The sequence below is a fragment of the Amycolatopsis ruanii genome (genome assembly GCF_003385175.1).
Lineage (GTDB): Bacteria > Actinomycetota > Actinomycetes > Mycobacteriales > Pseudonocardiaceae > Amycolatopsis_E > Amycolatopsis_E thermalba.
The window spans coordinates 12,695-38,096 of record NZ_PQHY01000011.1 but is presented as its reverse complement, the minus strand read 5'-3'; the positions used below and the strand labels follow the sequence as shown (position 1 = coordinate 38,096).

General features: G+C 71.2%; 26 protein-coding genes. 15 read left to right on the top strand and 11 right to left on the bottom strand.

What is annotated here, in order from left to right; genetic code table 11:
- Nucleotides 1–15 precede the first annotated feature (15 nt).
- A complete protein-coding gene (locus tag D0D28_RS08410; protein WP_020422222.1) occupies nucleotides 16–198 on the top strand; it encodes a hypothetical protein in 183 nt (60 codons plus the stop codon).
- 330 nt (nucleotides 199–528) lie between these two features.
- Entirely contained in the window at nucleotides 529–2,229 is a 1,701-nt protein-coding gene (locus D0D28_RS08400) for a bifunctional metallophosphatase/5'-nucleotidase (RefSeq protein ID WP_116110258.1), read from the top strand.
- 40 nt (nucleotides 2,230–2,269) lie between these two features.
- Here the strand turns inward: D0D28_RS08400 and D0D28_RS08395 are convergent, their stop codons facing one another.
- Nucleotides 2,270–2,947 carry a flavin reductase family protein gene (locus D0D28_RS08395; protein ID WP_240323133.1) on the bottom strand — a complete coding sequence of 226 codons (678 nt, stop codon included), beginning with the start codon at nucleotides 2,945–2,947 and terminating at the stop codon, nucleotides 2,270–2,272.
- Nucleotides 2,948–3,123: 176 nt separating this feature from the next.
- On the opposite strand from D0D28_RS08395, the gene D0D28_RS08390 reads away from it, so the two are divergent.
- The 3 genes from D0D28_RS08390 to phoU all read left to right on the top strand — a co-directional run bounded on the left by D0D28_RS08390 (nucleotide 3,124) and on the right by phoU (nucleotide 7,891).
- The gene (locus tag D0D28_RS08390) at nucleotides 3,124–3,864 is read left to right on the top strand and encodes a GGDEF domain-containing protein (protein ID WP_094003186.1); all 741 of its coding nucleotides are present in this window, start codon (nucleotides 3,124–3,126) and stop codon (nucleotides 3,862–3,864) included.
- A 1,532-nt stretch (nucleotides 3,865–5,396) separates the two neighbouring features.
- The gene (locus tag D0D28_RS08380; protein WP_275895890.1) at nucleotides 5,397–7,148 is read left to right on the top strand and encodes an LCP family protein; all 1,752 of its coding nucleotides are present in this window, start codon (nucleotides 5,397–5,399) and stop codon (nucleotides 7,146–7,148) included.
- 77 nt (nucleotides 7,149–7,225) lie between these two features.
- A complete protein-coding gene (gene phoU, locus D0D28_RS08375) occupies nucleotides 7,226–7,891 on the top strand; it encodes a phosphate signaling complex protein PhoU (RefSeq protein WP_116110256.1) in 666 nt (221 codons plus the stop codon).
- 5 nt (nucleotides 7,892–7,896) lie between these two features.
- Here phoU and D0D28_RS08370 read toward each other — a convergent pair whose 3' ends face one another.
- The 3 genes from D0D28_RS08370 to D0D28_RS08360 form a co-directional block, all read right to left on the bottom strand.
- A complete protein-coding gene (locus tag D0D28_RS08370; RefSeq protein ID WP_094003183.1) occupies nucleotides 7,897–8,538 on the bottom strand; it encodes a GTP pyrophosphokinase in 642 nt (213 codons plus the stop codon).
- A 22-nt stretch (nucleotides 8,539–8,560) separates the two neighbouring features.
- Nucleotides 8,561–9,469 carry an EamA family transporter gene (locus D0D28_RS08365; protein WP_430732357.1) on the bottom strand — a complete coding sequence of 303 codons (909 nt, stop codon included), beginning with the start codon at nucleotides 9,467–9,469 and terminating at the stop codon, nucleotides 8,561–8,563.
- A 500-nt stretch (nucleotides 9,470–9,969) separates the two neighbouring features.
- The gene (locus D0D28_RS08360; protein ID WP_116110254.1) at nucleotides 9,970–10,275 is read right to left on the bottom strand and encodes a putative quinol monooxygenase; all 306 of its coding nucleotides are present in this window, start codon (nucleotides 10,273–10,275) and stop codon (nucleotides 9,970–9,972) included.
- A gap of 149 nt (nucleotides 10,276–10,424) precedes the next feature.
- On the opposite strand from D0D28_RS08360, the gene D0D28_RS08355 reads away from it, so the two are divergent.
- A complete protein-coding gene (locus tag D0D28_RS08355) occupies nucleotides 10,425–11,291 on the top strand; it encodes a helix-turn-helix domain-containing protein (RefSeq protein WP_094003181.1) in 867 nt (288 codons plus the stop codon).
- A gap of 51 nt (nucleotides 11,292–11,342) precedes the next feature.
- Here the strand turns inward: D0D28_RS08355 and pstB are convergent, their stop codons facing one another.
- The 6 genes from pstB to D0D28_RS08325 form a co-directional block, all read right to left on the bottom strand.
- On the bottom strand, nucleotides 11,343–12,119 hold the full coding sequence (gene pstB / locus D0D28_RS08350) for a phosphate ABC transporter ATP-binding protein PstB (RefSeq protein ID WP_094003180.1): 777 nt from the start codon (nucleotides 12,117–12,119) through the stop codon (nucleotides 11,343–11,345).
- A gap of 10 nt (nucleotides 12,120–12,129) precedes the next feature.
- Complete coding sequence (pstA, locus tag D0D28_RS08345; RefSeq protein WP_094003179.1) at nucleotides 12,130–13,056, bottom strand: phosphate ABC transporter permease PstA; 927 nt, start codon at nucleotides 13,054–13,056, stop codon at nucleotides 12,130–12,132.
- Nucleotides 13,056–13,979: a phosphate ABC transporter permease subunit PstC gene (gene pstC, locus D0D28_RS08340; protein ID WP_094003178.1), complete on the bottom strand. Its 924-nt coding sequence runs from the start codon at nucleotides 13,977–13,979 to the stop codon at nucleotides 13,056–13,058. The genes pstA and pstC overlap by 1 nt, the downstream gene beginning before the upstream one ends.
- A gap of 193 nt (nucleotides 13,980–14,172) precedes the next feature.
- Complete coding sequence (pstS, locus tag D0D28_RS08335; protein ID WP_094003177.1) at nucleotides 14,173–15,300, bottom strand: phosphate ABC transporter substrate-binding protein PstS; 1,128 nt, start codon at nucleotides 15,298–15,300, stop codon at nucleotides 14,173–14,175.
- A 215-nt stretch (nucleotides 15,301–15,515) separates the two neighbouring features.
- Entirely contained in the window at nucleotides 15,516–16,421 is a 906-nt protein-coding gene (gene mshD / locus D0D28_RS08330) for a mycothiol synthase (RefSeq protein WP_094003176.1), read from the bottom strand.
- Between the two features lie 19 nt (nucleotides 16,422–16,440).
- On the bottom strand, nucleotides 16,441–17,193 hold the full coding sequence (locus D0D28_RS08325) for a winged helix-turn-helix transcriptional regulator (RefSeq protein WP_116110253.1): 753 nt from the start codon (nucleotides 17,191–17,193) through the stop codon (nucleotides 16,441–16,443).
- Nucleotides 17,194–17,403: 210 nt separating this feature from the next.
- On the opposite strand from D0D28_RS08325, the gene D0D28_RS08320 reads away from it, so the two are divergent.
- From D0D28_RS08320 to D0D28_RS08285, 8 genes are all read left to right on the top strand, one after another.
- Nucleotides 17,404–18,282 carry an LmeA family phospholipid-binding protein gene (locus D0D28_RS08320; protein WP_162830662.1) on the top strand — a complete coding sequence of 293 codons (879 nt, stop codon included), beginning with the start codon at nucleotides 17,404–17,406 and terminating at the stop codon, nucleotides 18,280–18,282.
- 7 nt (nucleotides 18,283–18,289) lie between these two features.
- Nucleotides 18,290–18,724, top strand: a complete 435-nt coding sequence (locus D0D28_RS08315) for a TlpA family protein disulfide reductase (protein ID WP_094003173.1) — start codon at nucleotides 18,290–18,292, stop codon at nucleotides 18,722–18,724.
- A 359-nt stretch (nucleotides 18,725–19,083) separates the two neighbouring features.
- Nucleotides 19,084–19,515: a DUF4395 domain-containing protein gene (locus D0D28_RS08310; RefSeq protein WP_094003172.1), complete on the top strand. Its 432-nt coding sequence runs from the start codon at nucleotides 19,084–19,086 to the stop codon at nucleotides 19,513–19,515.
- 40 nt (nucleotides 19,516–19,555) lie between these two features.
- Complete coding sequence (locus D0D28_RS08305; RefSeq protein WP_094003171.1) at nucleotides 19,556–20,395, top strand: sulfurtransferase; 840 nt, start codon at nucleotides 19,556–19,558, stop codon at nucleotides 20,393–20,395.
- 2 nt (nucleotides 20,396–20,397) lie between these two features.
- Entirely contained in the window at nucleotides 20,398–20,706 is a 309-nt protein-coding gene (locus D0D28_RS08300; protein ID WP_094003170.1) for a DUF1416 domain-containing protein, read from the top strand.
- Between the two features lie 595 nt (nucleotides 20,707–21,301).
- Entirely contained in the window at nucleotides 21,302–21,916 is a 615-nt protein-coding gene (locus D0D28_RS08295; protein ID WP_094003169.1) for an FABP family protein, read from the top strand.
- A gap of 5 nt (nucleotides 21,917–21,921) precedes the next feature.
- Nucleotides 21,922–22,533, top strand: coding sequence for a 5-oxoprolinase subunit PxpB (pxpB, locus tag D0D28_RS08290; protein WP_094003168.1), 612 nt, complete (start codon nucleotides 21,922–21,924; stop codon nucleotides 22,531–22,533).
- Entirely contained in the window at nucleotides 22,530–23,393 is an 864-nt protein-coding gene (locus D0D28_RS08285; protein ID WP_116110252.1) for a biotin-dependent carboxyltransferase family protein, read from the top strand. The genes pxpB and D0D28_RS08285 overlap by 4 nt, the downstream gene beginning before the upstream one ends.
- Here the strand turns inward: D0D28_RS08285 and D0D28_RS08280 are convergent.
- On the bottom strand, nucleotides 23,384–24,229 hold the full coding sequence (locus D0D28_RS08280; protein WP_094003166.1) for an aminodeoxychorismate lyase: 846 nt from the start codon (nucleotides 24,227–24,229) through the stop codon (nucleotides 23,384–23,386). The genes D0D28_RS08285 and D0D28_RS08280 overlap by 10 nt on opposite strands.
- Before the next feature lie 30 nt (nucleotides 24,230–24,259).
- Between D0D28_RS08280 and D0D28_RS08275 the strand changes: the two genes are divergently transcribed.
- On the top strand, nucleotides 24,260–25,387 hold the full coding sequence (locus D0D28_RS08275) for a YgfZ/GcvT domain-containing protein (protein ID WP_116110251.1): 1,128 nt from the start codon (nucleotides 24,260–24,262) through the stop codon (nucleotides 25,385–25,387).
- The last annotated feature ends 15 nt before the right edge of the window (nucleotides 25,388–25,402 follow it).

The window sequence follows — 25,402 nt, the reverse complement described above, 5'->3', positions numbered from 1 at the left end:
GCCAAAGGAGGCGGCGTGGAGTTCGCGATCGTCCTCGGGCTCGTAGTCCTGGTCTTCCTGGCCGCCGGCGTGGTCGTCACCTGGGAGGACCGCAGGGCGGCCAGGCGCAAGGCCCACCAGCGGGCCGCGGCTCTGGCGCGCCTCGGTGAGGTGGACCCGCTCGCGCCGCGCCGGCTCGCGGACCGGCTGGACGGCTGACCGCAGCACGAGGAACAGCGTCGCGGCGATCCAGCCGAGCGCACCGCGCCGGTGAACCCGCGCTTCCACAGCAGCCGCGCGAACAACCCCAGCGGCACGAACGTCACGGCCGGCCCGAACATCGCCCGGATCCGCCCGAACCGGGCGTGCGGTAGCTGGGGAGGAACCACCGGGTCCGCCGAATCGGGCGAGAAGCCCGCCCGCGCTCACCGTCCCGGTCGAATGGCCGACCGCGTGCCCGACTTTTCACCGGGCTTCCACCTTTCGGGCCTGGTGATCGTTGCTCAGCGAAGGTTAGATCGCGCCGGTATGCCCCTTACCGGAGGAACGATGTCCCCTTCATCTCGCGTGCTGCGACGCTGCGTAGCGGTCACCGCCGCGACGCTGGCCGCCGTCACGGTCACGGCCGCGCCCGCGTCCGCCGCCCAGCCGCCCGGCACCACCGACGTCCGGCTGATCACCTTCAACGACTTCCACGGCAACCTCGAACCGCCGTCCGGCTCGTCGGGGCGCGTCACCCTGCCCGACGGCTCGACGGTGAACGCCGGCGGCGCCGCCTACCTGGCCACGCACGTCAAGCAGCTGGAGAGCGAGGTCAAGAACTCGGTCCTGCTGTCCGCGGGTGACAACGTCGGCGCTTCGCCGGTGGCCTCGGCGCTGTTCCACGACGAGCCGACCATCGAGTTCCTCAACGAGATGGGCGTGCGGGCCTCCGTCGTCGGCAACCACGAGTTCGACGAGGGCTACCAGGAGCTGCAGCGCATGCAGTTCGGCGGCTGCCACCCCACCGACGGCTGCCAGTTCCGGGACGAGTTCCGGGGCGCGGACTTCCCGTTCCTCGGCGCCAACGTGTACTTCGACAACGGCGCGCCCGCGCTGCTGCCGTTCACCGTGGAGTTCTCCGGCGGCCAGCCGATCGGCGTCATCGGCGCCACCCTGGAGGACCTGCCCACGGTCGTCCCGGCCGAGGCGATCAAGGGGCTGGAGTTCGGCGACGAGGTCGAGGCCATCAACCGCACCGCCGGCTGGCTCGACCGCCTCGGCATCAAGGCCCAGGTCGTGCTCCTGCACCAGGGCGACAACACGCGGGGCGGCGGCCCGGACTCGTGCACGGTCAACCCCGGCCCGGCCAGCCAGATCGCGAAGGGCGTGTCGGCGAGCGTCGACGCCATCTTCACCGGCCACAGCCACCAGCAGTACAACTGCTCGATCGCGGACCCGGCGGGCAACCCGCGCCCGGTGATCCAGGGCCTGTCGTTCGGCCGTCTGCTGTCGGTCGTGGACCTCAAGATCGACAAGCGGACGCGGGACGTGGTCCGCAGCGCCACCGTCGCGCACAACGAGATCGTCACCCGCGACGTCACGCCCGACCCCGCCGTGGCCAAGCTGGTCGACGAGGCCGTGACCAAGGCCGCGCCGATCGCCAACGAGCGGATCGGCACCATCACCGGCGACCTGAAGGCGGCCGGCGCCCCGTCCGGTGAGTCCACCCTGGGCGACGTCATCGCCGACGCCCAGCTCGAGGCGACCGCCGCCAACGGCGCGCAGATCGCCATCACCAACCCGGGCGGCATCCGCGCCGACCTCAACTACGCGTCCTCGCCAGCCGGGGAGGGCGACGGTGTGGTCACCTACGGCGAGGCGTTCGCCGTGCAGCCGTTCGGCAACATCATGCAGACGATCACGTTGACCGGCGCGAACCTGAAGAACGTGCTCGAGCAGCAGTGGACCGCCGGCGGCACGCGGATCCTGCAGATCTCCTCGACGCTGCGCTACACGTACTCGGCGTCCGCGCCGATCGGGTCGAAGGTGCAGAACATCACGGTCGGCGGCGTCCCGCTCGACCCGGCGGCGAGCTACCGGGTGTCGGTGAACAACTTCCTCGCCGGCGGCGGGGACGGCTTCACCGAGTTCACCAAGGGCACCGACCTGGCCGGCGGCCCGGTGGACCTGGACGCGCTGATCGCGTACTTCGGCGCGCACTCGCCGGTCGCGCCGCCCGCGGCCGACCGGATCACCGTCGTCGCGTAGTTCTCCGGTGTGCGGCCCGGTTTTCCCGGGCCGCACACCGTCACGCGCCGCGGACGGATTCCAGCCGGGCGCGGTCGATGTCCGGGCTGCGGTAGAAGTTTTCCGGGATCTGAGCCAGTTCCGAGCGGCGCAGTTTCCCGCCGAGGCCGTAGAACTCCTGGAAGCTCATGATCAGCGGCCGCCACCGGTCCGGGTCGATGCGGTCGGTGGTGCCGGGCATGCGGATTTCGTCGTGCACGTGGACTTTCTGCACCCGCAGCTCGAAGCACAGGATGTTGCCGCACTGCTGTTCGTCGTCGGCCGCGACCGGGTGGATCGCCTCCACCACGGCCTCCATGGCGACCGGGCACTCCGCGACGCGCGGGGGCGCCACCGTCGCCGACGGCGCCGGGGTCAGCCCGGAGACGCCGAACTTGTCCGGCTCGTAGCGGTATCCGCGCCGCAGCTTGGATTCCGGCACCTCGGCGGTCCCGGTGGTGCGGGCGAGCCGGTCCACCGCGTCGACCTCGTGGACGGACGGCAGGTTCAGCACGCATTCCCCGGTGCGGCGCAGGTTCCGCGCGGTCTGCGAGCGGGCGCCGACGCCGATGATCGCGCGCCAGCCGAGCCAGAAGGCCGACGAGATCGGGGCGAGGTTCACGGTGTCGCCGGTTGTGCTGACGAGCACCACCGGAGTGCCGAAGTACAGGATGTTCGGCTCGATTTCCACGTGTGTCACACGTTCAGCTTCACGATCAGCCGACGGTGCCGCTGGCGGAAAACGGACGCGTCGTTCGGCCGCCCGGACGACGCGTCCGCCACGGAGAGCGATCCCCGGTCGTCCCATTGAGCGATATTCGTGTTGGCCCGTATCGATTGCTCAAGGCGCGCGTCTTACCGGACGACAAGACTTGAATGACGGAGGTGGAACGGGTGACCTCGGAGCGGGCGCGGCCGGACGAGACCGACCTGCTGAGCCTGCACGAGGCTATCGCGGAACTGCACGCCTCGCAGGGCGACTTCCGCACGGCCTACGAGCACCTGAGGACCGCGCTGGGCATCGCGCGCACCGCCCGTCCGCCGATCCCGGAGCAGTTGCGCCGCGAATTCGACCGGCTCCGCCGCGAACGCGCCCAGGCCCGCGAGGAGAGCCTGCGCGACGCGCTGACCGCGGTCTACAACCGCCGTTACCTGGACAGCAGGCTCGCCGACCTGCTCGGCGACGCGCGTACGCCGCTGGCGGTGGCGTTGATCGACATCGATCTGTTCAAACGCGTCAACGACACGTTCGGTCACCTCATCGGCGACCAGGTGCTGCGGCGGGTGGCCGAGTTGTTGCGCGAGGGCGTGCCGGCGCCGGGTTTCTGCGCGCGGTACGGCGGTGAGGAGTTCATGCTCGTGTTGCCGGAGGTCCAGCCGGGGACGGCGCTGCGGATCGCCGAGCACGCCCGGCGGCGGGTGGCCGAACACGCCTGGTCAGAGATCTGCCCGGGGCTGGGCGTGACGATCAGCGTCGGGCTGTCGCACGAGCCGGTGAGCGGGCCGGAGCAGCTGCGGATGGCCGACGACCTCCTTTACGCCGCGAAGCACGCCGGACGCAACCGGGTCGCGTACCGGGAACGCGATGGTGTCCGCGTGCTTGAGCACTGTCAGTAATTGCGAGGGGGCGATTCCCCGTTTTGCCGGTGTGCGGCGTCACCCCGTTTGTCGCACTCGGCCCGCTTTGGCGCACGCTATGTAAAAAAATCAGCAGGAGGGTGTCGTCAGGACCGGCGAGTATCTCTACGATAACGATGCTCGCCGTCCCGGCGATCATCACTGAGACGGTCCCCTCCCGGCGGGCCGGCGTGACCGAGAGAGGAGACCGGGTGCCAGACGACCACGCCGCAGGCCCCGGTCACAGAGCCGACGACGGCTCAACCTCGAACGGCCGGCGACGCCGACGCTCACTGGACACGCACGGCGGCATCAACGTTTCGGACCTGGTCGCGCAGCACACCGGGTACCGCCCCCGGTTCGATGGTGGCCGGTCGAACGCGCACACGGCCCCGCCGGAGCAGGTCCCGCCGGTATCGCGGCGCACGGCACCCCCGGCGCGTCCGGAGCCCCGCGCGCCCGAGCCGCCGCCACAACGCCGCTCCCCGGCCACCGGACGCACGCCCGCGGCGCCGGTCCCGCCGACGCAGCAACCCCGCCGAGCCGCCCCCTCACGACGCGCCGCGGCACCGGAGCCTCCGAACGGCTTCGCGAGCCCGCCACGCCCGGAGCCCCGCCCCGCGGGTGGTTTCGGAGAGACCCCGGAGCCGTCGAACGGTGCCGCGCACCCGAACGGCAACCGCGGCGAGTCGCGCCACGCGAGTGGCTTCGCGGCGGCCCCGGAGGTGTCGAACGGTGCCGCGCACCCGAACGGCAGCCGCGGCGAGTCGCGCCACGCGAGTGGCTTCGCGGCGGCCCCGGAGGTGTCGAACGGTGCCGCGCACCCCAGCGGCAGCCGCGGCGAGTCGCGCCACGCGAGTGGCTTCGCGGCCCCGGAGACCTCCAGCCGAGCCGCTGCACCGGGGCGCCACGCGACCGGTTTCGCGGAAGCGCAACCCGCCAACGGAACAACCGCGCCGAGCCGCCACCCCGATGCCGCCCCCCACGTCAACGGCACCGGGGCCCCCGCTCGCCCCGGTGGCACCCCACAACCACCAACCCGCACCGAGGCCCGCCAACCGAGCAGCTTCGCGGAAGCGCCGCAGCCCTCCGCCCGCGCCGAAGCCCCGCGGCACCCGAGCGGTTTCACGGAGGCACCGCAGCCCTCGTCTCGGGCCGAGGCCCCGCGGCACCCCACTGGTTTCACCGCGGCGCCGAACGGCGCCGAAGCTCCTGCCCGCCGCCCCGGCGCGCCGCAGCCATCCAGCCGCACCGAAGCGCCGGCCCACCCGAGTGGCTTCGCATCAGCGCAGCCTTCGGGCCGCGCCGAGGCGCCCCGCCACCCCAGCGGTTTCGCGGAGGCGCCGCAGCCTTCGGGCCGCGCCGAGACGCCGCAGCCTTCCGGCCGCGCCGAGGCCCCTCGCCACCCCAGCGGCTTCGCCGAGCTTCCGCCGCTGAACGGCGCCGACGCGCCCGCCCGTCGCGGCGGCAATCCGTTGGAGACCTCCCAGCCTTCCGGCCGCGCCGATGCGCCGCGCCACCCCAGCGGTTTCGTGGAGGCGCCGCAGCTCTCGGGCCGCGCCGACGCGCCCCGCCACCCCAGCGGCTTCGCCGAGGCGCCGCAGCCGAACGCTGCCGAGGTGCCTCCCCGGCCCGGCCCCGCCACGCCCCCGCCCGCCAACCGTCGCGGGACGCCGCCGCCTGCCAACCGCGCCGCCGGGCACCCCGAGGGCAGCCGCGCCGCCGGGCACCCCGAGGGCAGCCGCGCCGCCGGGCACCCCGACACCACCCGCTCCACCGGGCATCCCGAGGCCGCCGACGCGAGTGCCACCCAGCTCCGCGAACCCGTCGAACGCCCCGGTGGCCCCCGCCGACCGCCGCGGGCTCGGCCGGTCACTCCGGCCGACCGGCTGACCATGACCGACGAGCTGGAGCCCGTCGGCGACCACACCAAGGTCCGCCGCAAGATCGACAACACCCTCGCCCGCTTCGCGGCCGCCCACGAGGAACTCGCCGCCGAGGAGGCCAAGCGCCAGGAGCGCCGCGAGCGGTTCATCGCCCGCCCGGTCGCCCTCATCGAGCAAACCCGCACCCGCCTGCAGCGCGTCGTCGCGCCGGTGAAGTCCGACGACGACGGCGAGAAGGCCGCGCCCCAGACCCGCCTGCAGGAGAAGAAACAGCGCCGCAGCGACCGCTCCATCCGCATCACCCGCATCACCTGCGCCGTGCTCGCCGGCCTGATCTTCCTCGCCACCGGCGCCCTGTGGGGCACCAAGACCTGGTTCAACAGCAAGTTCACCGAGATCGCCGCCCTCGACGAGAACTCCTCCGACATCCAGAACGCCGCCGGCCAGACCGGTGACGAGAACTTCCTCATCGTCGGCTCCGACACCCGCGCCGGCCGCGCCGCCGAGGAGAACGTGGGCGACGCGGACGCGGTCGGCGGCGCCCGCTCCGACACCGTGATGCTCGCGCACGTGCCGGCCGACCGGAAACGCGCCGTCGTCGTCTCCTTCCCGCGCGACCTGGAGATCTCCCGGCCCGCGTGCGAGCGCTACGACGCCAAGACCGGCACCTACTCCAGCGAGGTCGTCGGCGCCGCCACCAAGGTCAAGCTCAACACCGCCTACGCGGTCGGCGGCCCGAAGTGCCTCACCAAGTGGGTGCAGCAGCTCACCGGCCTGCGCGTGAACCACTTCGTGGGCATCGACTTCGGCGGGTTCAAGGACATGGTCGACGCGGTGCACGGCGTCACCGTGCACGTCGACAAACCGATCAAGGACTCCGTGCTCGGCATGGTGATCTCCCAGACCGGCGACGTCACGATCTCCGGCGACCAGGCCCTCAGCTACGTCCGCGCCCGCCACGTCCAGGGCGACCTGACCTCCGACTACGGCCGCATCAAGCGGCAGCAGGAGTTCCTCACCGCGCTGCTGCAGAAGGCCATGTCACAGGGCGTCATCACCGACCCCACCCAGCTCACCAACTTCGTGACCGCCTTCGCGCGCGCCACCTTCGGCGACAACATCGGCGTCGACCAGATGCTCACGCTGGCCCAGTCGATGAAGGGCATGGACACCAGCAAGCTCAAGTTCCTCACCGTGCCGACCACGGGCGAGTCGAACACCCGCGGCAACGAGGTGCTCCTGGAGACCAAGTCCAAGGAGCTGTTCCAGGCCATGATCGACAACAAGCCGCTGCCCGGCACCCCCGAGTACGAGGCCGCGCAGGCGGCCGCGAGCGCGACCCAGACCCCGCCGCCGAGCTCGTCGAAGTCGTCCGGTTCGTCCTCGTCGGACTCGTGACAACTCGTTAGCCCCGGTTCATGCCCGGTTCACTTCGCGATGCGGCGATTGCCCCGAACGGGTCGTAGAGTGAGGTCATGCGCGAGGCTTACCACGTCGAACTCGAAGACCTGGCCGCGAACCTGGCGGACATGTCGCTCCAGGCCGCGGCCGCCATGAAGAAGGCGACGCAGGCACTGCTCGAAGCGGATCTGTCGCTGGCCGAGCAGGTGATCGGCGACGACCAGAAGATCGACGACGCCCGTGCCGAGAACGAGGAGAAGGCCTACGCCCTCCTGGCGCTGCAGGCGCCGGTCGCGACCGACCTGCGGACCGTGCTGGCCGTGATCCACGCCGCGGAGAGCCTGGAGCGGATGGGTGACCTGGCCCTGCACGTCGCCAAGGCGGCGCGGCGCCGTCACCCGCAGGCCACGCTGCCCGAGCCGGTGCGGATGTACTTCGCCGAGATGGGCGAGCTGGACGTCCGCCTGGCGGAGAAGGTCGCCGACGTCATCAAGAGCCGCGACGTCGAGGCCGCCCGTGCGCTCGAGGAAGAGGACGACCGGGTCGACGAGATCCACCGCCACCTGTTCACGGTGATCATGGACAAGGACTGGGAGCACGGGGTCGCGGCCGCCGTCGACATCACCCTGCTCGGCCGGTTCTACGAGCGGTTCGCCGACCACGCGGTGTCCGTCGGCAAGCGGATGGTGTTCGTGGCGACCGGCAAGATGCCCGGCTACGCCCACGACGAGGACCTCTGACGCGACTAGGACTGACCGCCCTGCAGACGCTGGTGCAGGGCGGTCATCCGCGCGTCCAGGTCGGCAGCGGTCTCCGCGGCGGCGCGTAGCTCGTCGGCGAAGTCGGCCGGGGCGGTGCCGGCGTACTTGTAGAACAGCTTGTGCTCGACCGCCGCCCAGAAGTCCATCCCGACCGTGCGCATCTGGATCTCCACCTTGACCCGCTCGACCCGGTCGGACAGGAACACCGGGATCCGCACGATCAGGTGCAGGCTGCGGTAGCCGTTCGGCTTGGGCGCGGCGATGTAGTCCTTGGTCCGGACGATCTCGACGTCGTCCTGGCGGCCGAGCATCTCGGCGACCAGGTAGACGTCCGGCACGAACGGGCACACCACGCGGATGCCGGCGACGTCCTCGATGTGCTCGCGGATCGCCTCGATGCTCGGCGCGATGCCCTTGCGGGCGAGCTTGTCGAGGATCGCCTCGGGCGACTTGACGCGGCTCGCCAGGTGCTCGATCGGGTCGTGCTGGTTGGCGAAGTCGAACTCCTCGGACAGGATGCGCAGCTTGGTCATCAGCTCGTCGATGCCGAACTTGTAGACCATGAGTTCGCGCTGGAGCGTCCGAAGCAGCGCAGCTGAGTGGCCGACTTCGTCGAGCACGGTCATGCGGCCAGCCTACCGAGGTTGATCAGGGCGCATCGCGGATCGAGCGGGTCGCCCCGATCGAAGCCACGACCACGCAGCAGATCGCGAGCCACTGCAGCGGGTGCAGCGCCTCCCCCAGCACCAGCAGCCCGGACAGCGCCGCGACGGCCGGTTCCAGGCTCATCAGGATGCCGAACACCCGCGGCGGGATCTTGCGCAGCGCCTCCAGCTCGAGCGAGTACGGGATGACCGACGACAGCAGCGCCAGCGCGAGCCCGATCAGCAGCACCCACGGCGACAGCAGGCTCGTGCCGCTGTCGACCACGCCAGCCGGCATCGCCGCGACCGCCGCGACCGCCATGCCCAGCGCGAGGCCCTTGCCCTCCTCGGTGCGCTTGCCCAGGGACGCGCTGAGCAGGATGTAGAGCCCCCAGCAGGCGCCCGCGATCAACGCGAACACGATGCCGAGCATCGACAGGTCGCCCCGCGTCTCGGCGAGCAGCACGACACCGCCCGCGGCCACCATCGCCCACAGCACGTCCATCCAGCGCCGCGAGCCGGCCAGCGCGACCGCCAGTGGCCCGAGGAACTCGATGGTGACCGCGATGCCCTGCGGGATCCGCGCGAGCGCCTGGTAGAAGGTCAGGTTCATGACGCCGAGCACGACGCCGTAGGCGAGGACCACCGGCAGCGCGCGGCGGCCCATCCGCAGCACCGGACGCCACACCAGCAGCAGCACGACCGCGGCGAAGAACAACCGCAGCGTGACCGTGCCGGCCGGCCGCGCGACCGCGAACAGCTGCTTGGCGAGCGAGGCGCCCACCTGCACGCTGACGATCCCGATCAGCACCTGCAGCGGCGGCGGGATGGCCCCCAGGGCCCGCCCGGCGGCCGCGAGCACCCGGGGCTTGGGCAACCGCCCGCCGACACCGTCCACGAAAACCTGAACCACGACCTCGACGCTAGCGGCACCCACCGACAGTTCCCACCGGATTTCCCTCACGTGGTGGGGACCCACCCGGGTCGGTCCGCGGCGGGGAGGCTGGTCTTCCAGGGGCCCGGGCGAGGAGGCGGCACCCGCCGACAGTGCCCGCTGGTTCCGTCGCACGTGGCGGGGCTGCCCGGGTCGGTCTGCGGGAGGTCCTCCAGGACCCCGCGCGACGTGCGGCAGCGAGAAGTGGTGGTCGAGTGCGGCGCTGTCGGCACCCACCGCCAGTGCCCGCCGGTTTCGCCTCACGTGGTGGGGAGCCACCCGGGTCGGTCCGCGGCGGGGAGGCTGGTCTTCCAGGGCCCGGGCGAGGAGGCGGCACCCGCCGACAGTGCCCGCTGGTTCCGTCGCACGTGGCGGGGCTGCCCGGGTCGGTCCGCGGGAGGTCCTCCAGGACCCGGGCGGCGCTGTCGGCACCCACCGACAGCGCCCATCGAATTGCCTCACGTGCCCGGAGTCCCCAGTCAGTCCACGGCGGGAACGCCGGTCAACCGGCGCAGGGTGAACGGCTCGGCGAGGATCTCCTCCAGAACCCCTGCGACGTGCTCGAAGTGCGGCAGCGAGAAGTGGTGGTCGAGCGCGGCGCTGTCGGCCCACTCCTCGACGATGATCATCCGGCTGGGGTCCTCCGGGTGCGCGTAGGGCTGGTAGCCCAGGCAGCCCTCCTCGCCCAGGGACGGCTCGATCATCGCGGTCAGCTCGTCGCGCAGGCGCTGCTCCTGCCCGGGCTTGGCGGTGAAGCCGGCGATGATGGTGAGGGTGTTCGACATGGCGGAAACTCCTGATCTCTCGGGGTGAACGTGATCCATCCTGCGGCGCCCGCCCGCCCGGACCCAGGGCTTCGTCCAGCCGCGGTTCGCCGAGCCTGGGTCTGCCGGAACCAGGCTCGGCGGCGCCGTTCCCGCGGATACTGGGAACCATGGACCGCGCACAGCAGCTCACCGAGTTCCTCCAGACCCGGCGCGCCCGCCTGAGCCCGGAGGAGGCCGGTGCCACCACCTTCGGCGGGCGGCGCCGCGTCCCGGGCCTGCGCCGGGAGGAGCTGGCGCTGCTCGCCGGCGTGAGCGTCGACTACTACACCCGCCTGGAACAGGGCCGCGCCCGCAACGTGTCCGCCGACATCCTGGACGCCGTCGCCCGCGCGCTCCACCTCGACGCGGACGAAACCGCCCACCTGCACAACCTCGCCCAGCCCACGGCCCGGAAACGGCCCGCCCGCCGCCAGCAGGTCGGTCCCGAGATGCGCCAGGCGCTGGACGCCCTGACCACGGTTCCCGCCTACCTCATCGGACGCCGCCTGGACGTGCTGGCCTGGAACGATCTGGCCCGCGTCCTGGTCGCCGACTTCCCCGCCCTGCCCGCGGCCGAGCGGAACATGGCCCGGCTGGTCTTCCTCGACGACGCGGCCCGTGATCTCTACCCCGACTGGGAGAGCAAGGCGCGCGACACCGTCGCGAACCTCCGCTTCGATGCCGGACGCCACCCGGACGATCCCCTGCTGGCCGAGCTGGTGGGCGAACTTTCCCTGCACAGCGCCGACTTCCGCCGCCTGTGGGCCGGGCACGGGGTGCGCGGCAAGACCCGCGGCCGCAAACGGTTCGCCCATCCCCGGGCCGGCGAGCTGGCGCTCGACTACGTGGCGATGAGCGCCCCGGACGATCCCGACCTCACCATGATGATCTACAGCGCGCCCGCGGGCTCCGACGCCGCGACCGCGCTCCAGCTCCTGGCCACCCTCACCGCCCCGGCGGACCCGGTCGCGCTGCCGGTGGCGGGAACCCCCTGACACGACGAGACCCCCTCGGCGAGGCAGCCGAGGGGGTCTCGTCGAAAGAGATCAGCCGAACCGGCCCGAGATGTAGTCCTCGGTGGCCTTCTCGTTCGGGTTCGAGAAGATCTTCTCCGTGTCGTTGATCTCCACGAGCCGCCCCGGCTGGCCGACGCCGGCCAGGTTGAAGAACGCCGTCTGGTCCGACACGCGCGCCGCCTGCTGCATGTTGTGCGTGACGATCACGATGGTGTAGTCCTTCTTCAGCTCGGCGATCAGGTCCTCGATCGCGAGCGTGGAGATCGGGTCCAGCGCCGAGCACGGCTCGTCCATCAGCAGGACGTCCGGGCGCACGGCGATGGCCCGCGCGATGCACAGGCGCTGCTGCTGACCACCGGAGAGGCTGCCGCCCGGCTTGTTGAGCCGGTCCTTGACCTCGTTCCACAGGTTCGCGCCGCGCAGGGCCCGCTCGGCGATCTCGTCGAGCTTCTTCTTGTTCTTCGTGCCGGCGAGCCTCAGCCCGGCCACCACGTTGTCCCGGATGGACATCGTCGGGAACGGGTTGGGCCGCTGGAAGACCATGCCGATGGTGCGGCGGACCTGCACCGGGTCGACCGAGGACGCGTAGATGTCCTCACCGTCGAGCAGCACCTGCCCGTCCACCCGCGCACCCGGGATGACCTCGTGCATCCGGTTCAGCGTGCGCAGCACGGTGGACTTGCCGCAGCCCGACGGGCCGATGAAGGCCGTGACGTTCCGCGGCGGCACGGACAGCGTGACGCTGTCGACGGCGTGGAACTTGCCGTAGTAGATGTCGAGGTCCTTGACGTCGATTCGCTTGGCCATAGCGGAACGCTCACTTCTTCTTCGGGGCGACCAGGCGGGAGACCACCGTGGCGATCAGGTTGATGAGGGCGATGATGAGGACGAGGGTCAGCGCGGCGCCCCAGATGCGGTCGAAACCGACGCTACCCGGTTCCATCGAGTTCGTGGCCCGTTCGGTGTTCATCAGCAGCGGCAACGAGGCCTGGTTGTCACCGAACAGGTCCCAGTTGACGTACGCGGAGTAACCGACGAGCACCAGCAGCGGCGCGGTCTCGCCCATGACGCGGGCCAGCGCCATCATGACCCCGCTGATGATGCCGGACAGCGCCGTCGGCAGCACGATCTTCATGATCGTCTTCCACTTCGGCACGCCCAGCGCGTAGGAGGCCTCGCGCAGGTCGTCCGGCACGATCCGCAGCATCTCCTCCGAGGACCGCACCACGACCGGGATCATCAGCAGGACCAGGGCCAGCGACACGGCGAAACCGCTGCGCGGCAGGCCGAGCGTGGTGATCCACAGCGCGTAGATGAACAGCGCGGCCACGATCGAGGGGACACCGGAGAGGATGTCCACCATGAACGTGGTGATCTTGGCCAGCCGCGTGTTCCGCCCGTACTCGACCAGGTAGATGGCGACCAGCAGGCCCAGCGGCACCGAGATGATCGCGCACATCAGGCCCTGTTCGAGCGTGCCGATGATGGCGTGCAGGACACCACCGCCGACCTCGTCGGACAGCACCGACCCGAAGTCCTGGCCCCACCAGTTGCTGTACGGGATGCGCTTGATGCCGTTCGCGATCACCGTGTAGAGCACCCACACCAGCGGCGCGACGGCGATCAGGAACGACAGCCACACGAGCACCGTGGCCAGCGCGTTCTTCGCCTTGCGGCCCGTGCTGACGTGCTGGAACGCCGGCGGTGAGGCCAGCTGCTCGGTCTCGGACAGTGTCGTGGTCATCAGTCCGCCTTCCGCTGGCCGATGATCGACCGGGCCGCGAAGTTCACCGCGAAGGTCAGGACGAACAGCACCAGACCGGACGCGATGTAGGCACCGGCGGACTTCGGGTTGTTGAACTCGGCGTAGTTCGCCGCGATCTGCGACGCGAACGTCGCGCCCCCGTCGAACAGGCTCCAGTCGAAGGGCTTGCCCGCCGGGATGTAGAGGATGACGGCCAGCGCGATCGTCTCGCCCAGAGCCCGGCCGAGGCCGAGCATCGACGCGCCGATGTAACCGGACTTGCCGAACGGCAGCACCGTCGTCCGGATGACCTCCCAGCGGGTGGCGCCGAGCGCCAGCGCGCCCTCGACCTGGGCGGTCGGCGTGCGCTCGAACACCTCCCGGGACAGCGAGGTGATGATGGGCAGCAGCATCACCGCGAGCACCACGCCCGCGGTGAAGATGGTGCCCTGGAAGTTCGGGAACACGTTGCCGGTGCCGAAGATCGGGATGAACCCGAGCGTCTCGTTCAGCCACTGGGCGATCGGCGCCAGCTGCGGAGCCAGCACCAGGATTCCCCACAGGCCGAAGATGATCGACGGCACCGCGGCCAGCAGGTCGACGACGTAGGCGAACGGCCGCGCCAGCCGCTTCGGCGCGTACTGGGTGAGGAACAGTGCGATGCCCAGTGAGATCGGCATCGCGAGCACCAGCGCGAACAGCGACGTGTAGATGGTGACCAGCAGCAGGTCCAGGATGCCGAACTCGAGGTTCGCCGGATCGCCGGTGTGCCAGATGCGGGAGGTGAAGAAGTTGGCGTTGTTCGCGCCCAGCGCGGGAATCGCCTGCACCAGCAGGAAGATCCCGATCAGCGCGATGAGCGCGACGACGAAGATGCCCGCGCCGGTGCTCAGGTTCTTGAAGATGCGGTCACCCGGCCGCACCTTCGCGGTCTTGTTCGGTGTGGCCAGTGAGGGGGTTCGCTCAGTGGCCGGTGGTTGCGCCGTAATCGGGGGCCTCCGGGAGTGGTCTAGACGCAAGCGGACGCCCACCGGTGTCGCCGGTGGGCGTCCGCCTTTGCGAGTGACTCGCTCATCAGTTACTCAGTGCAAACCGATCAGGGGTTGCGGTGATCGTTCAGGAGATCGCCTTGATCGAGGTCAGCACCTTCTCCTGCAGGGACTGCGGGAGCGGCACGAACCCCTTCTCGGCGATCGGCTGCTGGGCGGTGGTGGCCGCCACGGTCAGGAACGCCTTCATCGCCTTGGCGGTGTCGGCGTCGTAGCCCTTCGAGCAGACGATCTCGTACGTGGTCAGCAGCAGCGGGTAGGCACCCGGGGTGTTGCTGGCGTAGATGGCCTTGAGGTCCATGGCCAGGTCGTTGCTGCCCGGGGTGCGGAAGGTGGCGGCGTCCAGCGCCTTGGCCACGTTCTCCGGGGTCAGCTCGACGGCGCCGGAGCCGCTGTCCAGCTTGGCGGCGCTCAGGCCGTCCTTGACGTAGGACGACTCGATGTAGCCGATGGCGCCGTCGGCGGCCCGGATGCCCGAGGCGACACCGTTGGAGCCCTGGGCGCCGTTGCCGACGCCGCCCTTGAAGGCCTTGCCGGTGCCCTGCGTCCAGGCACCCTTCGAGGCGGCCTCGAGGTAGGTCTGGAAGTTGTCGGTGGTGCCCGACTCGTCCGACCGCGAGAACACCTGGATCGGCTTGTCCGGCAGGTTGACGCCCGAGTTGAGGGCGGCGATGGCCGGGTCGTTCCACTTGGTGATCTGGCCGTTGAAGATCTTGGCCGCGACCTCGCCGTTCAGGGTGAGCGAGGAGACGCCGTCCAGCTTGTAGGCGATGGCCACCGGGCCGACGACCAGCGGCAGGTTCCACGCCTCGCCACCGGCGCAGCGCTCGTTGGCCTTGGTCTGCTCGTCACCGGTCTTCAGCGGCGAGTCGGAGCCGCCGAAGTCGACCTGCTTGGCGGTGAACTGCTTGACGCCGGAGCCGGAGCCGGTCGCGTTGTAGTTCACGATCTGGCCGGCGCAGGCCTTGGTGTACTGCTGGGCGAAGATGTCCACCGCGGTCTTCTGGGCCGTCGAACCCTCGCCGGTCAGCGGCGACTTGCCGCCGCACTCGACGTTGGCGGTCGCGGTCGGCGCGGTCGCCGCACCCGAGGTCTGGGTGTTGCCGGTCGAGGCCGGGTCCGTGCCACAGGCCGCGAGCACGAGGGCAGCGCTCGCTGCGATGCCGAGAGCACCCATCGGCCGCATGATCTTCACTTCATGTCCTCCAGCTATTGAAAGCCATTCGTCGCAACCGGACATTAGGCAGCACGGGTGGACGTGCCCCTCTGTACAGATGAACGCAAAGTGAACAAGGGCGCCAATGTGAGCGGGACAACGTCACTCGAACGGGCGTCGTGTCCGGGCCGTGACCTGCGGGTACGCGATCCGTGATGGAAGGTTGGCGCAGGGTTAACGTAACGGAACGGCGATCACCGTTCGTACTGGACGTCGACCTCGTGCCGGGCGAAGCCGAGCCGCGAGTAGACGGCGATCGCGGGCGCGTTGTCCCCCTCCACGTACAAGATCACCTGCGGCAGGCCGCGGTCCCGGAGGTAACGCAGGCCGGCCAGGGTCAGCGCCTTGCCCAGCCCGCCGCCCTGCGCGCCCGGGTCGACGCCGACGACGTAGACCTCGCCGGTCTCCCGGCCACCGAAGCGGCGCGGGTTGGCCGGGTGGACCTTCGTCCAGTGGAAACCGAGCAGCTTGCCCGCGCCGTCTTCGGCGAGGAAGAACCCGTCCGCGTCGAACCAGTCCGCGGCCTCCTCGGCCCGCAGGTCGTCGACGGTGAGCCGGCCCTGCTCCGGGTGCCAGTCGAAGGCGCGGGCGTTGACCTCGATGACGGCCTGCTCGTCCCGGCCGGGCACGAAGGTGCGCAGCGAGACGCCCTCGGGCAGCCGGGGTTCGGGCCAGTCCGGGTCGACCGGGGTGTGCATGACCAGCAGTTCGCGGGCACGCGAGAAGCCCGCTCGTTCGGCCAGGGCCGCGGCGCCCGGGTGGTCGCCGTGCGCCCAGATCCGCAAGGGCGCGTCGCCGGCTCGGTCGGCGAGCGCGGACAGCATCTCGGTGCCCACGCCCCGGCGCCGAGAGTCCGGCCGCACGATCAGCTCGGCCACCTGGCGGCCGAACGCGTCACCGGAGACGTCCAGGTGGGCGTACCCGGCCAGCACGCCGTCGGCACGGGCGAGCAGGTGCGGCCCGGACGCGAACTCCCCGGGCAACGGCTCGCCGGGGGACACGTCCGGTCGTCCGTCCACCTCACGGGCGGCCAGCAGCAGCTCGCGGACCTCGCGGGTGGTCCGCTCGTCCAGCTCGTCGACCCACACCACGGTCAGCACGGATGCACGGTCTCCCGGATCAGGGGGTGGAGAATTCGGTGGACAGCTCGCTCGCGTCGAAGTTGAGCGAGGTCACGCCGGGCTTGGCGCCGGCCTTGGCCGGGCGCTCGAACTTGTAGCCGACGTTGCGCACGGTGCCGATCATCTGCTCGTGCTCGGGGCCGAGCTTGGCGCGCAGCCGCCGCACGTGCACGTCCACCGTGCGGGTGCCGCCGAAGAAGTCGTAGCCCCAGACCTCCTGCAGCAGCTGGGCGCGGGTGAAGACCCGGCCGGCGTGCTGGGCGAGGTACTTGAGCAGCTCGAACTCCTTGTAGGTGAGTTCGAGGGTGCGGCGGCGCAGGCGCGCGGTGTAGGTGGCCTCGTCGATCACCAGGTCGCCGACCCGCAGCTCGGTGTCCACCTGGGTGGCGCCGCCGTCGCGGGTGGTCGCCAGCCGCAGCCGGGCGTCGACCTCGGCCGGGCCCGCGGTGGGCAGCAGGATGTCGTCGGTGCGCCACTCGGCGCTGACCGCGACCAGGCCGCCCTCGCCGATGACCGCGATGATCGGGGTGCTGCCCTCGTCGTCGCCGGTGCCCTTGAGCAGGCGGCAGAGGCTCTTGGCGGACGCGAGGTCGGTGCGCGCGTCGAGCAGGATGACGTCCCGGTGGCCCGCGTCGAGGAGCGCGGTCACCTCCGGTGCGCGGACGCGTACCGTGTGCGGAAGCAGGTCCAGGGCTGGAAGGACTGCGGTGGCTTCCGCCTCGGAAGTGAGTACGAGCAGGTCCAGGCTCATCGCCACACCGCCTTCTTGCTAGTCCGTAGCCTTGAGCGCCCCTGGTCTTAGCGGACAAGACTAGCGGGTGAACAGGGAGAAACCACCTGCTCTGCAGCCTCCGTCACAGTGACGTCACACTGGTGACCCATAGCCTCGGGCTGTCCAGGACCCGGATACGAGACAGATCGGACACCAAGAGTGAGCAGACCTGCGACCCAGGATCGAGCCGTGCCACCAGCGGGACCGAGCCGCCGTGGACGCCGCGCCCGGCGCATCGTCATCAGTCTCGTCGTGTTGCTCGCGCTGCTGGTCGGGGCCGACTTCGGGCTCGCCGCGTTCGCCGAGCACACGGTGTCGCAGAAGGCCCGTGAACAGCTGAAGCTGACCGACGACCCGTCCGTGACGATCCACGGCTTCCCGTTCACCACCCAGGCGATCGGCGGCGACTACGGCCACATCGCGCTGTCCGCGTCCGGGGTGCCGATCAAGGACCTGCGGGACGTGGGTGTGACGGCCGACCTCTACGACGTCACCGCGCCGCTGTCGGACCTGGTGAACGGCAACACCGACGCGATCCGGATCGGCCGCCTGGAGGCCCAGGTGACGATCAAGGCCAGCGACATCAACAAGGTGGACCCGCTGACCAAGATCGAGGACCTGCGGATCGAGCCGTCGAGCATCGAGTACGTGGAGACCGGCCAGGACGCCGAGAGCGGCACCGACAGCGGCGCCGGCGACCAGCAGGGCCAGGACGGCACGACCGAGGAGGAGCAGGACCAGTCGAAGGCCGGCATTCGGATCTCCGGGTACGTGCAGATCGCCGGCCAGCGCATCGAGATCTTCTGCTTCGCCATGATCGAGCTGCACGGCACCGCGATCGACATCGTCCCCAAGCGGCTGCAGTACGGGAATGACAAGGAGACGACCGTTGTTCCCGAAGCAGTGCAGCAGGCCCTGCTGCCGAACTTCAAGGCCACGATCGACACCGGCAACCTCCCGTTCGAGGTCACCCCGACGGCGGTACAGGTGAACAGCGGTTCGGTCACCATCAAGGGCGAGGCCAAGAACGTGACGTTCAGCGGGGCGACCAGCTCAACCGGAGGGTGAGGCGCTGATGACGGGCGTGTGGGTCGTGCTCGGCACGCTGGTGGTCGCGGCCGTCGCCGGCGGGCTGCTCAAGGCGCGCAACGGGCGCGTCCGGTCGGCTCGTCGCGCGCCGGCGGCCGGCCTGCCCGCGCCCGTCGCGGCGGCGCTGGACACCGGCGCCGAGGTCACCCTGGTGCAGATCTCCACCACGTTCTGCACCCCGTGCCGGCACACCCGCGCCCTGCTCGGCCCGCTGGCCGAGCGCACCGACGGCCTGAACCACGTCGACCTGGACGTGACGAACCAGCCGGAGGTCGCGCAGGCGCTGGGTGTGCTGCGCACGCCCACCACGATCGCCTACCGCGCCGACGGCACCGAGCTGTTGCGCGTCGGCGGCGTGCCGAAGGCTCCCGCGCTGCTCGAGGCGCTGCGGCCGCACCTGCCCTCGCGCGTCGCGGAGTAGGCGGCGCGGCCGCCAGTGGGCGGGGCCGGATCAACAGAACTAGAACCTGTTCCAGTCGACCGCGGTGCCCGCCCCGATGGCGTCACGTCCGCTGAGCTGCGCGAAATTATTTTCCTGGATGGTGGGAATGCTCTCACTGGGTGGACACCCCTCCCACTTTCAGGGACGTCCGGGTAGCCTGACGCTCGTGTGCAGGCTGCCACTCACTCTGCTGACGCAACGTCGCGCGGTCGACTTCTGCCGCGTGCGCAGCAGCCTGTGTCTGCTCTAGCGGGTCCGCCTCGGCCGTACCCGCACTCCCCCCGCCGGAAAAATCCCGTTCCGACGCGCGCTCACGCGCGCCCCGCCAGGGAGGTGACATGTCAGCAGGCCCAGCCGTCGATCCCCGTGGACCGCGTTTCGCGGCCGTCATCACCACCATCGTGCTCGCGGTGGTCCTCATCACCGGATGGTGGCCGCTGCTGGCCGTTCAGACGGTCGTGTTCGCGATCGGTGCGTTCGTCGGGCTGAAACCGGCCCCGTACTCGCTGATCTACCGCTACCTCGTGGCGCCGCGGCTCGCGCCGACGTCCGAGCGGGAGGACGCGGCGCCGCTGCGGTTCGCCCAGGGGGTCGGGTTCGTGTTCGCCCTGGTCGGCACCATCGGCTACGCCACCGGGGTCACCGCGCTCGGCATCGTCGCGACGGCGTTCGCGCTGTTCGCGGCCTTCCTCAACGCGGCCTTCAACTTCTGCCTCGGCTGCGAGATGTACCTCCTGATCCGGCGCGTGGCGCCGAGCCAGGCTTCCTGACAAGTCCACCCACGAGAAGAAGAAAGCGAGTAGTGCTCTCATGAGCCGTGAAGACGTCCTGGTCACCACGCAGTGGGCCGAGGAGAACCTGAACACCCCCGGCGTGGTCTTCGCCGAGGTGGACGAGGACACCACCGCCTACGACGGCGGCCACATCCGCGGTGCGGTCAAGATCGACTGGAAGACCGAGCTGCAGGACCCGGTCCGCCGCGACTTCGTCGACCGGGCCGGGTTCGAGGCCCTGCTGTCGGAGAAGGGCATCTCCAACGACGACCTGGTCGTCCTGTACGGCGGCAACAACAACTGGTTCGCCGCGTACGCCTACTGGTACTTCAAGCTGTACGGCCACGACAAGGTCAAGCTGCTCGACGGCGGCCGCAAGAAGTGGGAGCTGGACGGCCGCGAGCTGACCTCCGAGGAGGTCAAGCGCGAGCGCACCAACTACGTCGCCAAGGAGCCGGACACCTCGATCCGCGCCTTCCGCGACGAGGTCGTCGACGCGATCGGCACCAAGAACCTGGTCGACGTCCGCTCGCCCGACGAGTTCTCCGGCAAGCTGCTGGCGCCGGCACACCTGCCGCAGGAGTCGGCGCAGCGCGGCGGTCACATCCCGACGGCGCTGAACGTGCCGTGGGCCAAGACCGCGAACGAGGACGGCACCTTCAAGACCGCCGAGGAGCTCAAGGAGCTGTACGCGGAGGCCGGCCTGGACACCTCGAAGGCGACCATCGCCTACTGCCGCATCGGTGAGCGGTCCAGCCACACCTGGTTCGCGCTGCACGAGCTGATCGGGCTCGAGGACGTGAAGAACTACGACGGATCGTGGACCGAGTACGGCTCGCTGGTCGGCGTGCCGATCGAAACCGGAACGGGGAAGTGACGATGAGTGCTGACGGTTGCGGCGCGCCGGTGCAGACGGCGACGCCCGCGGACATCGACACGAACGGGCAGGTCGTGGTGGCCGGCAAGGTCACCGGCAGCGACGGCCCGATCGGCGGTGCCTACGTGCGCCTGCTGAACGGTGACGGCGACTTCGCGGGCGAGGTCCAGGCCTCCCCCGAGGGCGACTTCCGGTTCTACGCCGCGCCCGGAGCCTGGACGGTGCGCGCCCTGCACCGCTCGGGCAACGGCGAGGCCTCGGTGACCGCCGAAGGCCCCGGCCTGCACCAGGTCGCCATCTCGGTCGGCTGACACCCGCCTTTTCCGAAGGCCCACCCGCGTTCCACGGGTGGGCCTTCGGTCAGCTTCAGCAGCTCGGCGGGGACGTCAGGAAGTGGTTCAAGAACACGGCCCTCGCAGTACCTGCAGGGCCCCGCGGCAGGCGGCCGCGGCTGGGCCCTTTCGTGGGGCCGCGAGTGGCCCGTTCGTGCAGAGCGGCCGCGACTGGCCCTCTCGTGCGGATACGAGCGGCTAACTCGTGCGGGCGCGCCCGGCCCTCTGGTGTGGCCGCGGCTGGGCCCTTTCGCGCGGCCGCGAGTGGGCCATCGTGCGGGAGGTGTCTGATTCCTGCCGCCCGCGGCCTCCGCGGCGCGCGGTCAGCGGCCGGGTTCGCCGGCTCGACCCCGGTCTTGGTCGTCTTGGTGCTGCTCGCCGTCGCCGGCATGGTCACGCTCGCCGCGGGCGTGGTGCTCGCCACGCGGGTGCGGGGCGAATGAACGCCCTGGCAGCGGCTATCCTGCTGGGCGTGGAGATCCTGTTTACGACGCTGCTGGTGCTCGCCGCCATCGCGATCCTCTGGTTCACCGTGTACGTCGTCTACCGGCTGTACGCCGACCAGCGCTGACCGATGACCTCCGGCGATGACGCCGTCGCGGCCGCCGCCGAGCGGGCCGAGTCGACGCGCGGGCGCAACCTGCCGCAGTTCGACGACCTGCCGATCCCGGTGGACACCGCGAACCTGCGCGAGGGCGCGAACCTGAACGACGCCTGCCTGGCGCTGCTGCCGCTCGTCGGCGTGTGGCGCGGCGAGGGCGAGGTCAACTACCCGACCATCGAGGGTCCCCGCCGGATCGCCCAGCAGCTCACCATCGCGCACGACGGCCGCCCGTTCCTCTACCACGAGGCCCGCTCCTGGCTGCTCGACGACGACGGCAACGTGGTCCGCGCCGCCGCCCGCGAGGTCGGCTGGTGGCGCCCGCAGGCCGACGACACGCTCGAACTGCTGCTGGCCCACAACACCGGCATCATCGAGGTCTTCTACGGCAAGCCGCGCACCCAGACGTCCTGGGAGCTGGGCACCGACGCGGTCGTGCGCACCTCCACGGCCAAGGAGGTCACCGGCGCGCAGCGGCTCTACGGCCTGGTGAACAACGGCGACCTCGGCTACGTCGAGGAGCGCGCCATGGTCGGCCAGTCCATGCAGCCGCACATCTCCCTCTACCTCAAGCGCGTCGTGGGCTAGCGCCGGTGCGCTGGCTGCGCTACGGCCCGGACGCCGCGCTCGTCGAGTGCGAGTCGCTGGACGAGATGAGTGCGGTCCGTGCCGTCGTGGTCGCCGCGGGCCTGCCCGATCTCGTCGAGGTCGTGCCCGGCGCGCGCACCGTCCTCATCGCCGCGCGGCCCGGCTCCACGGGGCTCGCCCAGGCGCGCAAGCTCGTCGAGTCGGCCGGCCTCGAATCCGCCGACGGCGGCGAGTCGCGGGAGATCACCATCGACGTGCGTTACGACGGCGAGGACCTCGACCTGGTCGCCCGCACCGCCGGGATCACCGTCGACGAGGTGGTCGAGCTGCACACCGGCGCCACCTACACCGTCGCGTTCACCGGCTTCGCCCCCGGCTTCGGCTACCTCACCGGCCTGCCCGAACCGCTCCGGCAGTCGCGTTTGGACACTCCACGCACGCGGGTCCCGGCCGGGTCGGTCGCGATCGCCGGCGAGTTCACCGGCGTCTACCCGCGCTCGTCGCCCGGCGGGTGGCGCCTGCTCGGGCACACCGACGCCGTCCTGTTCGACAGCCGCGCGTCGCGGCCCGCGCTGCTCGCGCCCGGCGACCGGGTCCGGTTCCGGAGGATCCGGTGAGCCGCGCGCTGGAGGTCGTCGCGACCGGTCCGCTCGCGCTCGTGCAGGACCTCGGCCGCCCCGGGCACGCCCACCTCGGCGTGCCGCCGTCCGGCGCCCTCGACGTCCCGGCACTGCGGCTGGCGAACCGGCTGGCGGGCAACCCGGAGGACGCGGCCGGGATCGAGGCGCTGCTCGGCGGGCTCGCCGTGACCGCCCGCGCGTCCTGCACGGTCGCTGTCACCGGCCCGCCCGTCGCGGTCACCGTGGACGGCCGCCCGGCCGGCTCACACGTGCCGGTCCACCTCACCGCCGGGCAGACCCTGACCATCGGACGGCCGGACACCGGTCTGCGCTGCTACCTCGCGGTCTCCGGCGGCATCGACGTCGAACCCGAGCTGGGCAGCCGGTCCCGCGACGTGCTGGCCGAGATCGGCCCGCCGCCGCTGGAGCCGGGCGCCGTGCTGCCGCTGGGCGAGCCGAGCGGGATCCCGGACGGCGCCGACACCGTCACCGCCCCGTGCAACCCGCCCGACCTGCTCGTCCCGGTCGTCCTGGGCCCGCGCGACGACTGGTTCGGCGACGCCGCCCACCAGCTGTCCGCGCCGTGGACGGTCACCAGCGAGTCCAACCGCGTCGGTCTGCGCCTGGACGGCCCCGCGTTGCGCCGCACCGACGCGCGCGAGGGCGCGGAGCTGCCCAGCGAGGGCGTCATCACGGGCGCGATCCAGGTGCCGCCCAACGGCCTGCCGGTCGTGTTCCTCGCCGACCACCCGACCACCGGCGGCTACCCGGTGATCGCCGTCGTCGTGCCCCGTGCGCTGCCCGCGCTGGCGCAGGCCCGGCCGGGCACGACGATCCGCTTCCGCCCCTACGCGTAGAGGTCTTCGTAGGCCTGGGCCAGCTCGGCGTGGATCGCCGAGGAGTCGCGCAGCGGCTGGTGGTCCAGGGTGTGCACGCGGGTCAGCTTCCGCACCGAGGAGGCGAGGAACACCCCGTCCGCGCTGAACAGGTCCGGCGTCCGGATCATCTCGATCTTGGTCGACCACCCGGCCCGCTCGGCCGCCCGGAACACCGCGGCCTGCGTGGTGCCGGGCAGGATGCCGATCCCGGGCGGCGGCGTATAGAGCGTGCCGCCGCGCGCCACGATCACGTTCGAGGTCGGGCCCTCCAGCACCGAGTGGAGGTCGCTGGCGGTGAAGATGACGTCGTCCGCGCCGCGGCGGGCCGCCTCCCGCCCGGCGGCCATGTTGACCGCGTAGGACAGGGACTTGGCGCCCAGCAGCAGCCACGGCGCGCGCTCGGCCAGCCCCGGGTCGATGCCGCGTTCCAGGGTCACCACCGCGACCCCGTCTTCGCGGGCGCGCAACACCTTCGGGTCGATTTCGATCCCGAGCGCGAAGGCCGTCGGCTCACCCTCCGGGTCGACGCCGCGCGTGTAGACGAGCTTCAGCGCGAACTCGCGGCTGCCGGACCAGTTGTCGATCACCGTCCGCGCGGCGCGCTGCCAGGCCGCGTCGTCCGGTTCGGGCAGGTCCAGCATGGACGCCGACCTGGCCATCCGGTCCAGGTGCGGGCGCAGCTCGCGCGCCTTGCCATCGGCGACCAGGATCGTCTCGAAGACGCCGTCGCCGCGCATCAGGCCGAGGTCTTCGACCCGGATGTGCGGGGTGTCGGGGTCGGCCAGGGTCCCGTCCAGGAAAGCGAGTACGCGCATGGGCCAACCGTACTCACCTAACATCGGGGTATGCCGCTCGTTTCTCCGCTCCTCACCGCGCCGGGCGCCGTCGCGCCGCCGGACGACCACCCCGAGCAGGGCGTGCCCTGGCACTGGGGCGACCCGTTCGCCGAGCAACGCACCGCCGCGCGCGGCGTGGCCGTGGTCGACCGCTCGCACCGCGAGGTGCTGAAGGTGACCGGCCCCGAGCGCCTGTCGTGGCTGCACCTGGTGATCTCCCAGCACGTCACGGAGCTGGCCGGGGGCAGCGGCACCGAGGCGCTGGTGCTGGACAGCCAGGGGCACGTCGACACGCACATGGTCCTCGCGCACGCCGGGGAGGCCGTGTACCTGGACACCGATCCGGGGCCGGAGGCCACCAGCGCGCTGCCCAAGGGCGGCAAGCAGACCCTGCGCGAGTACCTCGAAGCGATGAAGTTCTGGTCGCAGGTGGAGATCACCGACGTCAGCGGCGAACTGGCGATCCTCACCGTGCTGGGCCCGGAGGCCGAGCGGGTGCTGTCCGCTTTGGACATCGAACTCGGCGCCGAGCCGTACTCCGTCGTGCCGGTGGGCGGCGGCTTCGCCCGGCGCATGCCGTGGCCCGGCCGGTCCAGCGTCGACCTGGCGGTGCCGCGCGACGAGCTGGCCGGCTGGTGGCGCCGCATCACCGACGCGGGCGCCCGCCCGGCCGGCACGTGGGCGTTCGACGCGCTGCGGGTCGAGTCGCTGCGCCCGCGGCTGGGCGTGGACACCGACGCGAAGACGATCCCGCACGAGGTGAACTGGATCGGCAGCGCCGCGCACGTCGCGAAGGGCTGCTACCGCGGGCAGGAGACGGTGGCGAAGGTGTTCAACGTCGGCCGCCCGCCGCGCCGGATGGTGCTGCTGCACCTGGACGGCTCGCCGGAGATCTACCCGGAGACCGGGGATCCGGTGAAACTCGGCGACCGGGTCGTCGGGCGGGTCGGCAGCGTCGCGCAGCACCACGAGCTGGGGCCGATCGCGCTGGCCCTGGTCAAGCGGTCCACCCCGGTCGACGCCGAGCTGCTCGCCGGGGACGAGGACCGGGTGGTGCAGGCGGCGGTCGATCCCGATTCGGTGCCAGCCGAGGGCGCCGCGCCGGGCCGGGAGGCCGCGGCTCGCCTGCGCGGGTGATACCGCCCCGGCCTG

Bases quoted from the DNA above. Each gene is read 5' to 3' on its own strand.
- D0D28_RS08400 (WP_116110258.1), top strand. From the start codon at position 529: ATGTCCCCTTCATCTCGCGTGCTGCGACGCTGCGTAGCGGTCACCGCC.
- D0D28_RS08390 (WP_094003186.1), top strand. From the start codon at position 3,124: ATGACGGAGGTGGAACGGGTGACCTCGGAGCGGGCGCGGCCGGACGAG.
- phoU (WP_116110256.1), top strand. From the start codon at position 7,226: ATGCGCGAGGCTTACCACGTCGAACTCGAAGACCTGGCCGCGAACCTG.
- D0D28_RS08370 (WP_094003183.1), bottom strand. From the start codon at position 8,538: ATGACCGTGCTCGACGAAGTCGGCCACTCAGCTGCGCTGCTTCGGACG.
- D0D28_RS08360 (WP_116110254.1), bottom strand. From the start codon at position 10,275: ATGTCGAACACCCTCACCATCATCGCCGGCTTCACCGCCAAGCCCGGG.
- D0D28_RS08355 (WP_094003181.1), top strand. From the start codon at position 10,425: ATGGACCGCGCACAGCAGCTCACCGAGTTCCTCCAGACCCGGCGCGCC.
- pstB (WP_094003180.1), bottom strand. From the start codon at position 12,119: ATGGCCAAGCGAATCGACGTCAAGGACCTCGACATCTACTACGGCAAG.
- pstA (WP_094003179.1), bottom strand. From the start codon at position 13,056: ATGACCACGACACTGTCCGAGACCGAGCAGCTGGCCTCACCGCCGGCG.
- D0D28_RS08325 (WP_116110253.1), bottom strand. From the start codon at position 17,193: ATGAGCCTGGACCTGCTCGTACTCACTTCCGAGGCGGAAGCCACCGCA.
- D0D28_RS08315 (WP_094003173.1), top strand. From the start codon at position 18,290: ATGACGGGCGTGTGGGTCGTGCTCGGCACGCTGGTGGTCGCGGCCGTC.
- D0D28_RS08310 (WP_094003172.1), top strand. From the start codon at position 19,084: ATGTCAGCAGGCCCAGCCGTCGATCCCCGTGGACCGCGTTTCGCGGCC.
- D0D28_RS08305 (WP_094003171.1), top strand. From the start codon at position 19,556: ATGAGCCGTGAAGACGTCCTGGTCACCACGCAGTGGGCCGAGGAGAAC.
- D0D28_RS08300 (WP_094003170.1), top strand. From the start codon at position 20,398: ATGAGTGCTGACGGTTGCGGCGCGCCGGTGCAGACGGCGACGCCCGCG.
- D0D28_RS08295 (WP_094003169.1), top strand. From the start codon at position 21,302: ATGACCTCCGGCGATGACGCCGTCGCGGCCGCCGCCGAGCGGGCCGAG.
- D0D28_RS08280 (WP_094003166.1), bottom strand. From the start codon at position 24,229: ATGCGCGTACTCGCTTTCCTGGACGGGACCCTGGCCGACCCCGACACC.
- D0D28_RS08275 (WP_116110251.1), top strand. From the start codon at position 24,260: ATGCCGCTCGTTTCTCCGCTCCTCACCGCGCCGGGCGCCGTCGCGCCG.